We start from the raw sequence: 12,908 nt of genomic DNA, 5'->3' as shown, positions 1-12,908 counted from the left end.
AAAATGTCACTAATTGATATGCTACAATTATTAGTTTCTAATGCTTTGTTATACGCAGCCCCTTTAATCTTGACAGCCATTGGCGGTACTTTTTCTGAGAGATCCGGTGTAGTGAACATTGGTTTAGAGGGGATTATGGTCATTGGTGCTTTTTCTGGTGCCTTATCGAATTTCTTCCTAGCCCCTCAATTTGGCTCTTGGTCCCCGTGGATTTCCTTAATCATCGCCGGATTATTTGGCCTGATTTATTCTGCTCTCCATGCAGTAGCGACTATTCATTTGCGCGCTGACCACACCATATCAGGAACGGTGTTAAATCTGGCTGCTCCAGCCTTAACTGTCTTTCTATGCCGTGCACTTACAGGTTCAGCACAAACCGGACCTTTGGCTGTTCCTTTTATTAATCGAACCCTTACATTTCTCAGTAAAATTCCCCTAATCGGACCGATTCTTTTTGTAAATACTCCTCCAGTTGCCTGGTTTAGTTTTTTCCTCGCGCTTATCGCTTGGCTAGTTTTATTTAAGACTCGCTTCGGTTTACGTTTACGTTCAGTAGGGGAGTCTCCTCTAACCGCTGAAAGCTTAGGGATAAATGTTTACGCGATGAAGTATGCTGGAGTTTTGATTTCAGGTTTTCTGGGAGGCATCGGTGGCGCCATCCAGTCTCAGGCGATTGCTAATGAGTTTGCTGTGACGACTATTTCTGGTCAAGGTTATATGGCTTTAGCAGCCATGATTTTTGGACATTGGCACCCGATTGGTGCGACTCTCTCAGCGGTATTTTTTGGACTTGCCCAAGCTCTAGGCTATGCAAGTAACTATATTCCTGGGCTATCAGGAATTCCAGATCTTTGGTTGCAAATATTACCTTATTTAATTACCTTAGTGACAGTGGTTTTCTTTATAGGTAAATCGGTTGGCCCTAAAGCCAATGGAGTAACCTATGTAAAGAGTAAATAAATGAAAAGGAGGATATTAATGCGACAAATATATTTTAATCACGACGGTGCAGTTGATGATTTAGTAGCATTATTTTTATTAAGTCAGGCTAAAGATATTGAAATCCAGGGTGTGGGTGTGGTTCCAGGTGATTGCTATTTAGAACCGGCTTTATCTGCATCTGAGAAGATCTTGAACCGTTTTGCGCCAGGTAAAGCAATCAAAATCGCTCCCTCAGTGGCTCGACCTAAGAATCCTTTTCCTAAGGAATGGCGTGAACATGCCTTTACTGTAGATGCCTTACCCGTTTTAAATGAATATGAAATCAGTCAAAAATTAATAGTTGATCAAGCGGCCCACTTGCAACTGGTTGATATTCTTAAATCCGCTGACCAAGCTATTGATCTTGTCTTTACAGGTCCTTTGTCTGACTTAGCGCTAGCACTAGATACTGATTCAAGTATTGCTACTAAAATTAATAAATTATATTGGATGGGCGGCGCCTTTCAAGCAAAGGGTAATGTCCTCGAACCTGAGCATGATGGTTCAGCTGAATGGAATGCTTTTTGGGATCCAGAGGCAGTCGAACGGGTATTTCAAGAAGCATTCCCTATTGATATCGTTGCCTTAGAAAGTACCGAAAAGGTTCCTCTAACAATACCGATACGTCAGGCTTGGGCTAAAGAACGGAAAAATTTAGGGATTGATTTTCTAGGTAACTGCTATGCCTTAGTGCCCCCATTAGTTCACCAAGTCTCAAATTCGACTTATTATCTTTGGGATGTGTTGACAGCCATTTCCTATATTGATCCTTCATTGACAAAGAAGCATGCCTTAAAGGCCAAGGTCGCCACCAAGGGGATTAATCAAGGGCAGACCTATGAGGACGAAAATGGTCGTTTAGTCGATGTGGTTTATGATGTCAAACATGCGGAATTTTTCCAAACAATTTTTAATTTAGCTTGGCAATAATTAAAAAAATTTATACTTTATGCCAATAACTTAGCTTTTGACCCTTACTTTAATTAAAGTTAAGATTGACTGACTTTCGATTATTCGTTATAATCAACTTTGTACATTTCCTAAAGTGGAGGAAATGGTAAGGATGAAACGAGGGGAGGTATATACCATGTCAAAGACTGTAGTTCGTAAAAACGAATCTATTGATGACGCTCTTCGTCGCTTTAAACGCTCGGTTTCAAAATCCGGCACCTTACGTGAAGCACGCAAACGTGAATATTATGAAAAACCATCAGTTCGCCGTAAGAAAAAATCGGAAGCTGCTCGTAAACGTAAATTCTAATCGTGCATAACCTAAAGGACAGATTGGAGGCGCCTCATGGCAAAAATTGATCAATTAAATCAAGATATGAAAGAAGCCATGAAAGCTAAAGATAAATTCCGTTTATCCGTTATTCGCATGTTAAAGGGCGCTTTACAAAAAGCCGAAATTGACAAAGAAGAAGCGTTAACGGATGATGAAGAACTAAGCATCTTATCTAGAGAATTGAAACAAAGAAAAGATTCTGTGAATGAATTTCATGAAGCTGGAAGAGATGACTTAGCTGACCAAACCGCTAAAGAAATAGAAATCGTTGAAAACTACCTACCAAAACAACTTTCTGAAGAAGAAATTACCCAAGCAGTTAAGGAAGTTATTGATCAAGTAGGTGCCAGTTCAATGAAAGACTTCGGAAAAGTTATGGGCACAGCCGTAGCTAAACTGAAAGGTCAAGCGGATGGTAATCAAATTCAAAAAGTAGCAAAATCCTTGCTATCATAGAAGTATAGGGGAGTTGGAGCGTTGATCCAACTCCTTTTTATATGGGCAAGGCCTCTGTAATTCTTCTACTGAATGAAAGGCAGAAGTTCTGTTTCATTATTCGATTTTTTAAACGCCTTTTGCTATACTAATCTTATCAATTAAAAGGGGGCAGATTGCTTTTGACACAGTCACTGACTACTAAGACCATTCAATTAAAGGATCCAGCGATAGCTCTAACTTTATATGGAATCCATGACCGGCATTTGCGTTTGATCGAAGAATCCTATACTTTACAAATCAATGCTCGTGGTGATAAATTAGAACTCATTGGCGCTAGTGATACGATTGAAACAGTAGCAGAAATTATTCAATCTCTTGAAGTATTGATCAATAAGGGCAAAACGATTGGAGAACGTGACATTATTACAGCCATCAAAATGGCTAATAATGGTCAACTCGATACTTTTATCGACTTATATGACCAGGCAATTGGAAAAAGCTATGATGGCAAGATTATCCAACCTAAAACTTTTGGGCAAAAACAATATATTGATGCTATTAAGGCTAACCCACTAACATTTGGTATCGGACCTGCCGGAACGGGGAAAACCTTTTTAGCAGTAGTTATGGCCGTTTCTGCCTTAAAAAAGGGCCAGGTTAAACGTATTATACTCACCCGTCCTGCAGTTGAAGCTGGTGAGAGTTTGGGTTTCCTACCAGGGGATTTAAAAGAAAAAGTTGATCCTTACCTTAGACCTATCTATGATGCCCTATATACTATCTATGGTGCTGACCATACTGAACGATTGTTGGAGCGAGGGGTCATTGAAATTGCTCCCTTAGCTTATATGCGCGGTAGGACCTTAGACGATGCTTTTGTGATTTTAGACGAAGCACAAAACACGACTAAGGCGCAAATGAAAATGTTCTTGACTCGTTTAGGTTTCGGGTCAAAAATGATTGTCAACGGCGATAAAACTCAAATCGATCTCCCTAGAGGAATAAAGTCAGGACTTACTGATGCCGAAAACATTATCAAGGGTGTTGATAACATCCGTTTTGTCTATTTTGATACCGATGATGTCGTCAGACATCCAGTGGTTTCAGCAATTATTAAAGCCTATGATAAAGAAGCTGAACAAAGGAAACATGGAGGTGAATAGGCATGTTATCTGTCTTATTCAAGGATAAAACAGGAGAACTAAGCGAAAATCAAGTTAATATTATATTAGGGGTCTTAGATGCAGCAGCAAAACGACTTGAGCTGAATCGAGAAACGGAAATGTCCGCGACTATTGTCCACGATGATGAAATCCACGCCATTAACCGGGATTACCGGGGGAAAGACCGGCCAACAGACGTGATTAGTTTTGCCATCAACGATGAAAGCGAAGGCGATAGTCCTATTGCTGAGTGGCCAGAAGATTTGCCTTATGAATTAGGAGATTTGATTATTTCTTTAGACACGGCTAAACGTCAGGCAGAGGAATATAATCATTCATTAGAACGGGAGCTAGGTTTTCTAGCTTGTCATGGTTTTTTGCATTTGAACGGTTATGACCATATCGAGCCAGAAGATGAAAAAGTAATGTTTGGCCTACAAAGAGAGATTTTGGATGCCTATGGACTCAAAAGAGAATAAAGAGCTCAAGGAAGACTATAAGAATAAGCGCTTCAAAAACCGGTCTTTTATTCGGTCACTCGGCTTTGCTAGTGAAGGAATCGTATTCACCTTTAAACATGAACGTAATTTTCGATTCCAAACCGCCTCACTGTTTTTAGTGGTTTGTTTAGCACTCTTGCTCAAAATTAAGCGCTTAGAATTTATCATTTTGCTTTTTTGTTGTCTTATGGTTATGGCTTGTGAAATGATTAATACTTGTTTTGAATGGATGGTCGATTTAACCACCAACTACCAATATCATCCGATTGCAAAACATATTAAGGATGTGGCTGCTGGTTTAGTCTTGCTCACATCTATTTTTTCGGTAGTGATTGGTATAATTATTTTCACGCCTTATCTATTAGCACTTCTCTTTTAAATTTAGAAAGGACTACTTGTGTTCAATCAAAATAATTATCATTCAGGCTTTGTAGCCATTGTAGGACGTCCCAATGTGGGGAAATCGACCCTACTTAACCATATTATTGGTCAAAAAGTAGCCATTATGAGTGACAAGGCCCAGACTACCCGCAACAAAATCCATGCCATTTATACCACCGATGAGGTCCAAATTGTCTTTATCGATACCCCAGGAATTCACAAACCTAAGCATGAATTAGGGGAATACATGGTTAAAAGTGCCTATTCTGCATTGGATGAGGTTGAAGTCATTTTAATGCTTGTCAATTCCACTGAAAAAATTGGCCCAGGTGACCGTTTCATTATGGAAAAAATTGCTGCTTACGATACGCCCAAGATCTTAGCAGTGAATAAAACCGACCAATTAGACAAGGAAGACTTGGCGGCTTATTTAGAAAGTATCCCAAATAAGGATATCTTTGATCAAATTATTCCCTTATCTGCTTTAACAGGGGATAATGTGGACCAATTGCTCAAGGAGTTAACCAAGGAAATGCCACTTGGTCCGCAATATTACCCTGAGGATCAAGTCACTGACCACCCTGAATATTTTGTTGTCAGTGAAATGATTCGGGAACAAATTTTGCAATTAACCCGAGAAGAAATTCCCCATTCGGTAGCGGTAACCGTAGACAAAATGCAAAAAGATGAGTATAACAAAGTCCATGTTTATGCCAATATTATTGTTGAGCGAAAGAGCCAAAAGGGCATCATTATCGGAAAAAATGGTTCAATGATTAAGAAAATTGGATCCAATGCCCGTCGTGAGATAGAGACCTTGCTCGGTTCTAAGGCCTTTCTGGAATTGTGGGTAAAAGTCCAACCCCATTGGCGTGATAAACGTAATTTGCTCAATGATTTTGGCTACCGCCCAAAAACTGATTACTAATAAACTTTAGGAGTCGCTAGAAAGAGTGAGAATATGACCATCAATCAAGCTACTTTTCCGGGGATTGTTCTCTATCAAAGGCCCTATAAGGAAAAAGATTTGCTGGTTAAGATTTTTACTCAACCCTATGGCAAGCGCATGTTTTTTGTTCGTAATATTCATAAACCTAACAATGTGTTAAAGCAACCTAGCTTTGCCTTTGTTAGGGCGGAATATATTGGTACGATCAATGACCGGGGTTTTTCCTTTCTTAAAGAAGTCAAATCGATGACTTTTCCCAAGCATACCATGAGTGATTTAGAAGCGATGGCTTATGCCAGCTATCTCTGCCATTTAGTGGACGCCTCTATGCCGGATAGAGAAGTCGACCAGGTACTCTTTACTCAACTTGAACAGGCCTTAGATAAGATTGAAACAGGCTTTAATCCTGCCATCATTTCTAATATTTTAGAAGTTCAGCTCTTGGCTAAATTTGGGGTCATGCCCCAACTACATGCTTGTCAAATCTGCCAAGAGGACCAGGGGATTTTTGATTTTTCCATCGCTTATGATGGCTTATTGTGTCAAGAGCATTTCGATAGGGATCCCAGAAGGCTCCATTGGCCGGCCCGGGCGGCACATTTCATCAAACTGTTCAGTCAAATCAACTTTTCCAAATTACAAAGCATTCAGTTAAATAGCCAAAGTCAAGCCATGATTCGCCGAGCAATCGATGATTTATATGATGAATATGTGGGCTTGCACCTGAAAAGCAAAAGCTTTATCGATAAATTGGCGAATTTTTCCAATCCGCTTGACTAGCTTAGAAGTCGTGAAGTATCATAAGTATGATAATATACTAATGTGATAACTAGTAAGGAGTACAAGTCTTCTATCTGCAAAGTGAGCCTTGATAGTGAGAAAAGGCCGGATAACACTTGGAAGGGCGTACTAGAGCATTAATAAAAAAGAGCTAGCCTGAGCTAGAAGTAGGGTGGAACCGCGAAACCATCGTCCCTATGTATACCTTTTTGTATACATAGGGTTTTTCTTTGCTAGCAAAAAACCAGCAATTAGTCTATTGTCAATTTCAGATTTGAAATAAAAATGAGAGTGAGGAAGTCAGATGACAACTACTGCCAAAACCGTTCAGGAAATGATTCTTGCCTTGCATCAATTCTGGTCTAATCAAGGATGTTTAGTGTTAAATGCCTATGATACCGAAAAAGGTGCAGGGACCATGAGTCCATATACTTTCTTAAGAGCTATTGGACCAGAACCTTGGAATGCATGTTACGTAGAACCTTCACGGCGTCCCGACGATGGCCGTTACGGTCAAAACCCTAACCGTCTTTACCAACATCATCAATACCAAGTGGTCATGAAGCCAAATCCTGATAATATTCAGGAACTCTATATCGAAAGTCTCAAGAGCTTAGGGATCGATCCATTGAAGCATGATATTCGTTTTGTTGAAGATAACTGGGAAAACCCATCCATGGGTTGTGCTGGTTTAGGTTGGGAAGTTTGGTTAGATGGAATGGAAATCACTCAATTTACTTATTTCCAACAAGTGGGTGGTTTAGATTGTTATCCGACCACTTCTGAGCTCACTTATGGGATTGAAAGACTTGCTTCCTACCTTCAAGGAGTAGATTCCGTCTATGATTTGGAATGGTCTCGGGGCGTGAAATACGGAGAAATCTTTAAACAACCTGAATTTGAACATTCGACTTATTCCTTTGAAAAAGCGGATACACAGATGTTATTTAATAATTTTGACGCCTATGAAAGAGAGGCCAATCAACAAATCGATAACGGCCTAGTTCACCCAGCCTACGACTATATCCTCAAATGTTCACATACCTTTAATTTGTTGGATGCTCGGGGCGTTGTGTCAGTGACCGACCGTGCGGCCTACTTGGCTAGGGTTCGCCACATGGCAAGACGGGTAGCACGTCTAATGGTCGAAAAACGTAAAGAATTAGGTTTCCCTTTATTATCGCGCGAAGAAGCCCAAAGCTATTTGAAGGAGGACGGTAAGCATGAATAATCACAGCTATTTAATTGAAATTGGCTTAGAAGAAATGCCAGCCCAATATGTTCGTAGCATCAGTGAGCAATTTCAAGAACGGGTCGAAAACTTTCTTGATGAAAATCGTTTAAGCTATGGTTCGATTGAAACTTTTGCTACCCCGAGACGTTTTGCGGTTTTAGTAAAAGAATTGGCTGACCGCCAAAGTACCTTTGAAGAAGAAGCTAAGGGTCCGGCCAAAAGAATTGCCCAAGATGAAGCTGGGAACTGGACCAAGGCGGCTATGGGTTTTGCGCGTGGCAAGGGGCTCACTGTTGATGATATCTATTTTAAAGAATTAAAAGGTGAAGACTATGCCTACGTTACCGTACGTTCTGAAGGACTCAATGTTGAAGAGGTATTGCCAGAAATAAAAACTTGTGTCAGTGACATGACTTTCCCGGTCTCTATGCATTGGGATTCTCACGAATTCCGCTACATCCGTCCGGTTCACTGGATTGTATCCCTATTAGATAAAGAGGTTATTCCTTTTAATGTCTTAGCGGTTGAAGCTGGCAATCTATCTCGCGGTCATCGTTTTCTCCATAATGAAAGTGTTGAAATCAGTCATGCTAGTCTTTATGAAGAAAGCCTGGAAAAAGCAGCTGTCATTGTTGATCAAGATAAGAGAAAAGAAATGATTAAGGAACAAATTGAAGCCCTTGCCAAAGAAAACAATTATCAGGTTCCACTTGATCAAGATCTACTCGAAGAAGTGACCCAAATTGTTGAATATCCAACGGCTTTTGTAGGAGATTTTGATGAAAAATACTTATCTCTTCCAGCCCCTGTCTTGATTACAAGTATGCGGGAACACCAACGCTATTTTGCGGTGGAAGACCAAGAAGGTAAGTTATTGCCTCATTTCATTGCTTTAAGAAATGGTAACCATGACCATATCGAAACCGTTAAAAATGGGAACGAAAAGGTGCTAGTGGCTCGTTTAGAAGATGCCATGTTCTTTGTAAAAGAAGACCAAAAGCATGCTATTGATGATTTCGCTCAAAAGCTAACTGATGTGACTTTCCATGCGGAGATCGGTTCTATGAAACAAAAAATGGAAAGAACCGGAAAAATTGCTCACTATCTCTATGAAAACTGGGCCATGCATGAAGTCTTTGCCGGTCAATTAGCCACTGACTTTACTCAAGAAATCGACCGTACCGCTTCTATCTATAAATTTGATCTGGTAACTCAAATTGTAGATGAATTTAGTGAATTGCAAGGAATTATCGGGGAAATTTATGCTAAAAAAGCGGGAGAAGACCCCCAAGTAGCCACAGCAATCCGTGAACACTATTTACCAAGTGGTAACGCGAGTGAGCTTCCCCAAAGCCCGCTAGGCCTGCTCTTTGCCATTAGTGATAAATTAGAATCAATTATTTCTTTCTTTGCTATTGGAAAAATTCCTTCTGGTTCCAACGACCCCTTTGCTTTAAGACGGCAAATGATTGGGATTTTAGCGATTTTAGAAGCTGAACACTTACCTTTAGAATGGCATCAAGCCTTGAAAGATATCTTTGACCAGGTTTATGACTTTGACCAAGATAAGCAAGTCGAATTGAGTCAGGCCATTATCCAATTCTTATCTGACCGGCTTAAGAATAACCTGGCTGACAAGGGAATTCGCTTTGATATTTCTCAAGCCGCTAGAGAAGCTAAATATATCGATGTATTAACCATTATCCAATCTGCTGAATTATTAAATGCTCACAAAGAAGACGAGGACTATAAAGATAATGTCGAAGCATGGCAACGGATCAATAATATTATCCTTAAAGTTAGCCAAGAAGAGGTTGAACTTCCCCTCGTTAATGAAGATTTATTTGAAAATGATTCGGAAGGGGATCTCTACCAAGCAGTTTCGAATTTAAGATTGGACGAAGGGGTAGAAGAAGCTTATGAGGAAATCACTGCTTTAACACCGCTAATTACTCAATTCTTCGAAGATAACATGGTCTTTACGGATAACCAAGATATCCGCAACAACCGCTTAGCACTGCTAACTCTAATTGACCAAGCAATCACTAAGCATTATAATGTTCAAGCCTTACAAGCTAAGTAATAATATAAAAAATTTGAAAGGAGGGGGACCATGTCAACATTTTATGATTATGCCAAAATATGGGTTCAAGCCGGCAAGGGAGGCGATGGTTTAGTTGCCTTTCTCCGTGAAAAATACCGCCCTGATGGAGGCCCCGCTGGTGGTGATGGTGGTCGTGGCGGTGATGTCATTTTCAAGGTGGATGAAGGCTTAAGAACCCTGATTGATTTCCGCTACAATCGTCACTTTAAGGCCAAGCCAGGAGAAAATGGAATGACCAAGGGCCGTTATGGACGTGGGGCAAATGACTTAGTCGTCCCGGTGCCTCCTGGAACAACAGTTCGCGACTTTGATACTGGTGACTTGATTGGCGATTTAGTGGATGACGGTCAGGAGCTCATAGTTGCTAAGGGAGGTCGTGGCGGACGTGGTAATATCAAATTCGCCACTCATAATAATCCTGCCCCAGAAATCGCTGAAAATGGGGAACCTGGCCAAGAAAGAACCTTACAGCTAGAATTAAAACTTTTAGCCGATGCGGGTTTAGTCGGTTTTCCATCAGTCGGGAAGTCGACCTTGCTATCTGTGGTCAGTGCAGCGAAGCCTAAGGTAGGGGACTATCATTTCACTACTATTAATCCTAATTTAGGTGTGGTAACGACAAGAAACCATGAGGAATTTGTCTTAGCTGACCTCCCCGGTTTAATTGAAGGAGCCTCAGAGGGCATTGGCCTAGGTATGCAATTTTTACGTCATATTGAACGCACAAAAGTTATCTTACATGTGGTTGATATGGGAGCTTATGAAAACCGGGATCCTTTCGAGGATTATGTCAAAATCAATAAGGAACTCAGTAATTATGATGAGAACTTGATTGCTAGACCGACGATTATCGTTGCAAATAAGATGGACATTCCCGAGGCGGTTTTATATTTAGAAGAATTTAAAGAGGAGTTAAGCACTTACTTTTCAGACAATTATCCTGACTTAAACGTCCCTGAAATTTATCCTATTTCTGCCTTCACCCATGCGGGGATTAACGAATTGATGGACCATACGGCTGTATTGATCGATGAAGAAACCGAACGAAGAGAGGCTCAAGAGGCAGAAAAGGCAGCAGAAGATCAAAAGGAAAACGTCAACTATCAAATTGAAGAAGAGGAACCTTACTTCTATATTAACCGGGATAGTGACGGTACCTTTATCCTTTCCGGTAGACGCATAGAAAAAGATTTCAAGATGGCCAACTTAGAATATGATGAAAGTGCTATGCGCTTTGCTCGTCGCTTGAAAAAACAAGGTGTCGACGAAGCTTTGCGAGAAAAGGGAGCCAAATCAGGCGATATTGTGCGCTTGTTAGACTATGAATTTGAATTTTTAGATTAGGTGAATATTTATGGAGTTAACTTTTTTAGGTACTGGTGCAGGAGTACCCAGCAAGGCCCGTAATGTGTCTTGTACCCTGTTAAAACTATTAGACGAACGCAATGAAATGTGGATGTTTGATTGTGGGGAAGGCAGTCAACAACAATTTCTTAAAACAACTTTGAAACCCAGAAAAGTAACTAAAATATTTATCTCCCATGTCCATGGTGACCACATGTATGGGTTACCAGGCTTCTTAAGTAGCCGTAGCTTCCAAGGCGGTGAAAATGTTCCCTTAACCATTTATGGCCCCAAAGGTGTGAAAAAATACGTTCAAACCTCTTTAGGGATATCTAAAACCCGCCTAACCTATCCAATTTATTACCAGGAATTAGACCAATCTGGGATTGCCTTTAAAGACCAGCAATTTACGGTTAAATATGCGACTTTAGACCATATTGTTCCTAGTTATGGTTTTAGGGTAGAGGAAGCCGATTCAGCAGGTGAATTATTAATTGATAAGGCCCGGGAAGCAGGGGTACCAAATGGTCCGCTCTTAGGCCAATTAAAGGCTGGTTTAACCATTCAATTGGAAGATGGTAGGGAACTCCAAGGAAAAGACTTCCTTGGACCCGATAAGCGCGGAAAAATTGTCAGCATCTATGGGGATACCCGCTATTGCCAGGCTGGGATTGATTTAGCCCAAAATGCTGATGTTTTGGTTCATGAAGCGACTTTTGAAGCTGGTGAAGAAAAAATGGCCCATGATTATTACCATTCCACTGCTAGCCAGGCCGCCATGGTGGCCAAAAAAGCCGGGGCTAAACAGCTCTACCTGACCCATATTTCGGCTCGCTATGTGGGGGCAATGGCTAAAGAATTGCAAAAAGGTGCCGAAAAAATATTCCCTGCTAGCCAAGTAGTGAAGGATTTTGATAGCTATGCCATTAAGTAATAAGGCTAAGCAAGGGCAGTGGGCCTTGCTTACTGGAGCTTCTAGTGGGATTGGTCGCGCTACTGCAATTGCTTTGGCTAAGGCAGGCTACTCACTCTTACTAACCGCTAGGCACCAGGAACGCTTGGAAGAAAGTAAGCAGCTATGCATAGAGGCTGGTGCAAAAGCGGTAGATATTTTTCCAGCTGACTTAAATGATCTAGAGTCAATTGACAAGTTGGTCCGCTATGCCTTTGAGCATTATTCCATAAGGATTGTTGTTCATAGTGCTGGTTTAGGCTATTTTGAACGGGTGATTCAACAAAGTGATGCACACACTTTGGAACAGATCAATACCAATTTGATAAGCGCTATCTATCTTTGTCAACGCGTCGCCATTGCCATGCTAGACCAAGACTTAAGTAAGACCTATTTGGTGATATTGGCATCAATTGCCGCGCGTATTCAAACCGCTGGCAATGCTAGCTATGCAGCAAGTAAGGCTGGTTTATTAGCCTTTGCAAATGGATTAAGACAAGAGTTATGGTCAACGCCTATCCAGGTAATGACTGTATTACCCGGTCCAGTAAAGACCGCCTTTTTTGACCTGGCAGATCCGAGTGGACAATTTATTCAGGCAGTTGATACCTTCACGGTTGAAGCAGAAGAAGTTGCCCACGCGATTTGCCAGGGGATAAAAAGGAACAAGATGGAAGTTGTTGTCCCTAATTACTATGCCTACTTAAACAAGATCTTGTCGCTTTCGATTCCCTTAGGCTACCGTTTGATCCATTGGACCATGGCTCGGATAAAATCACGTTAAGGGCAAGAGACAT

14 protein-coding genes are annotated in these 12,908 nt (G+C 40.9%); all 14 read left to right on the top strand.

Translation table 11 applies throughout. The features are described from left to right. The first annotated feature begins 3 nt into the window (after positions 1-3). The 14 genes from DBT50_RS05190 to DBT50_RS05125 all read left to right on the top strand — a co-directional run bounded on the left by DBT50_RS05190 (position 4) and on the right by DBT50_RS05125 (position 12,895). A complete protein-coding gene (locus DBT50_RS05190; RefSeq protein WP_111853231.1) occupies positions 4-960 on the top strand; it encodes an ABC transporter permease in 957 nt (318 codons plus the stop codon). Between the two features lie 18 nt (positions 961-978). Beyond that, positions 979-1,911, top strand: coding sequence for a nucleoside hydrolase (locus DBT50_RS05185; RefSeq protein WP_102722958.1), 933 nt, complete (start codon positions 979-981; stop codon positions 1,909-1,911). Positions 1,912-2,068: 157 nt separating this feature from the next. Next, positions 2,069-2,242, top strand: coding sequence for a 30S ribosomal protein S21 (gene rpsU, locus DBT50_RS05180; RefSeq protein ID WP_060778297.1), 174 nt, complete (start codon positions 2,069-2,071; stop codon positions 2,240-2,242). 36 nt (positions 2,243-2,278) lie between these two features. Beyond that, positions 2,279-2,722: a GatB/YqeY domain-containing protein gene (locus DBT50_RS05175; RefSeq protein ID WP_064292489.1), complete on the top strand. Its 444-nt coding sequence runs from the start codon at positions 2,279-2,281 to the stop codon at positions 2,720-2,722. Between the two features lie 155 nt (positions 2,723-2,877). Continuing rightward, a complete protein-coding gene (locus DBT50_RS05170; RefSeq protein ID WP_141745219.1) occupies positions 2,878-3,867 on the top strand; it encodes a PhoH family protein in 990 nt (329 codons plus the stop codon). 2 nt (positions 3,868-3,869) lie between these two features. Then, a complete protein-coding gene (gene ybeY, locus DBT50_RS05165; RefSeq protein WP_064292488.1) occupies positions 3,870-4,346 on the top strand; it encodes an rRNA maturation RNase YbeY in 477 nt (158 codons plus the stop codon). Continuing rightward, complete coding sequence (locus tag DBT50_RS05160; RefSeq protein ID WP_070560105.1) at positions 4,321-4,746, top strand: diacylglycerol kinase family protein; 426 nt, start codon at positions 4,321-4,323, stop codon at positions 4,744-4,746. Before ybeY ends, DBT50_RS05160 begins: the two co-directional genes overlap by 26 nt. 18 nt (positions 4,747-4,764) lie before the next feature. Further along, on the top strand, positions 4,765-5,676 hold the full coding sequence (gene era / locus DBT50_RS05155; protein ID WP_102722959.1) for a GTPase Era: 912 nt from the start codon (positions 4,765-4,767) through the stop codon (positions 5,674-5,676). A 33-nt stretch (positions 5,677-5,709) separates the two neighbouring features. Continuing rightward, positions 5,710-6,477: a DNA repair protein RecO gene (gene recO, locus DBT50_RS05150; RefSeq protein WP_102722960.1), complete on the top strand. Its 768-nt coding sequence runs from the start codon at positions 5,710-5,712 to the stop codon at positions 6,475-6,477. 304 nt (positions 6,478-6,781) lie between these two features. Further along, complete coding sequence (glyQ, locus tag DBT50_RS05145) at positions 6,782-7,708, top strand: glycine--tRNA ligase subunit alpha (RefSeq protein ID WP_060778291.1); 927 nt, start codon at positions 6,782-6,784, stop codon at positions 7,706-7,708. Continuing rightward, positions 7,701-9,794, top strand: coding sequence for a glycine--tRNA ligase subunit beta (gene glyS / locus DBT50_RS05140; protein WP_102722961.1), 2,094 nt, complete (start codon positions 7,701-7,703; stop codon positions 9,792-9,794). Before glyQ ends, glyS begins: the two co-directional genes overlap by 8 nt. Positions 9,795-9,824: 30 nt before the next feature. Continuing rightward, a complete protein-coding gene (gene obgE / locus DBT50_RS05135) occupies positions 9,825-11,159 on the top strand; it encodes a GTPase ObgE (RefSeq protein WP_102722962.1) in 1,335 nt (444 codons plus the stop codon). 10 nt (positions 11,160-11,169) lie between these two features. Further along, positions 11,170-12,093: a ribonuclease Z gene (gene rnz / locus DBT50_RS05130; RefSeq protein WP_070560115.1), complete on the top strand. Its 924-nt coding sequence runs from the start codon at positions 11,170-11,172 to the stop codon at positions 12,091-12,093. Next, positions 12,080-12,895, top strand: coding sequence for an SDR family NAD(P)-dependent oxidoreductase (locus DBT50_RS05125; protein WP_102722963.1), 816 nt, complete (start codon positions 12,080-12,082; stop codon positions 12,893-12,895). Before rnz ends, DBT50_RS05125 begins: the two co-directional genes overlap by 14 nt. The last annotated feature ends 13 nt before the right edge of the window (positions 12,896-12,908 follow it).

Source organism: Aerococcus tenax, assembly GCF_003286645.3.
Taxonomy (GTDB): domain Bacteria; phylum Bacillota; class Bacilli; order Lactobacillales; family Aerococcaceae; genus Aerococcus; species Aerococcus tenax.
The sequence above is the reverse complement of the archived record's forward strand: the minus strand, read 5'-3'. Positions and strand labels throughout refer to the sequence as shown.

Bases quoted from the DNA above. Each gene is read 5' to 3' on its own strand.
- glyS (WP_102722961.1), top strand. From the start codon at position 7,701: ATGAATAATCACAGCTATTTAATTGAAATTGGCTTAGAAGAAATGCCA.
- rpsU (WP_060778297.1), top strand. From the start codon at position 2,069: ATGTCAAAGACTGTAGTTCGTAAAAACGAATCTATTGATGACGCTCTT.
- DBT50_RS05160 (WP_070560105.1), top strand. From the start codon at position 4,321: ATGCCTATGGACTCAAAAGAGAATAAAGAGCTCAAGGAAGACTATAAG.
- rnz (WP_070560115.1), top strand. From the start codon at position 11,170: ATGGAGTTAACTTTTTTAGGTACTGGTGCAGGAGTACCCAGCAAGGCC.
- DBT50_RS05125 (WP_102722963.1), top strand. From the start codon at position 12,080: ATGCCATTAAGTAATAAGGCTAAGCAAGGGCAGTGGGCCTTGCTTACT.
- DBT50_RS05190 (WP_111853231.1), top strand. From the start codon at position 4: ATGTCACTAATTGATATGCTACAATTATTAGTTTCTAATGCTTTGTTA.
- glyQ (WP_060778291.1), top strand. From the start codon at position 6,782: ATGACAACTACTGCCAAAACCGTTCAGGAAATGATTCTTGCCTTGCAT.
- DBT50_RS05175 (WP_064292489.1), top strand. From the start codon at position 2,279: ATGGCAAAAATTGATCAATTAAATCAAGATATGAAAGAAGCCATGAAA.
- recO (WP_102722960.1), top strand. From the start codon at position 5,710: ATGACCATCAATCAAGCTACTTTTCCGGGGATTGTTCTCTATCAAAGG.
- ybeY (WP_064292488.1), top strand. From the start codon at position 3,870: ATGTTATCTGTCTTATTCAAGGATAAAACAGGAGAACTAAGCGAAAAT.
- DBT50_RS05185 (WP_102722958.1), top strand. From the start codon at position 979: ATGCGACAAATATATTTTAATCACGACGGTGCAGTTGATGATTTAGTA.
- obgE (WP_102722962.1), top strand. From the start codon at position 9,825: ATGTCAACATTTTATGATTATGCCAAAATATGGGTTCAAGCCGGCAAG.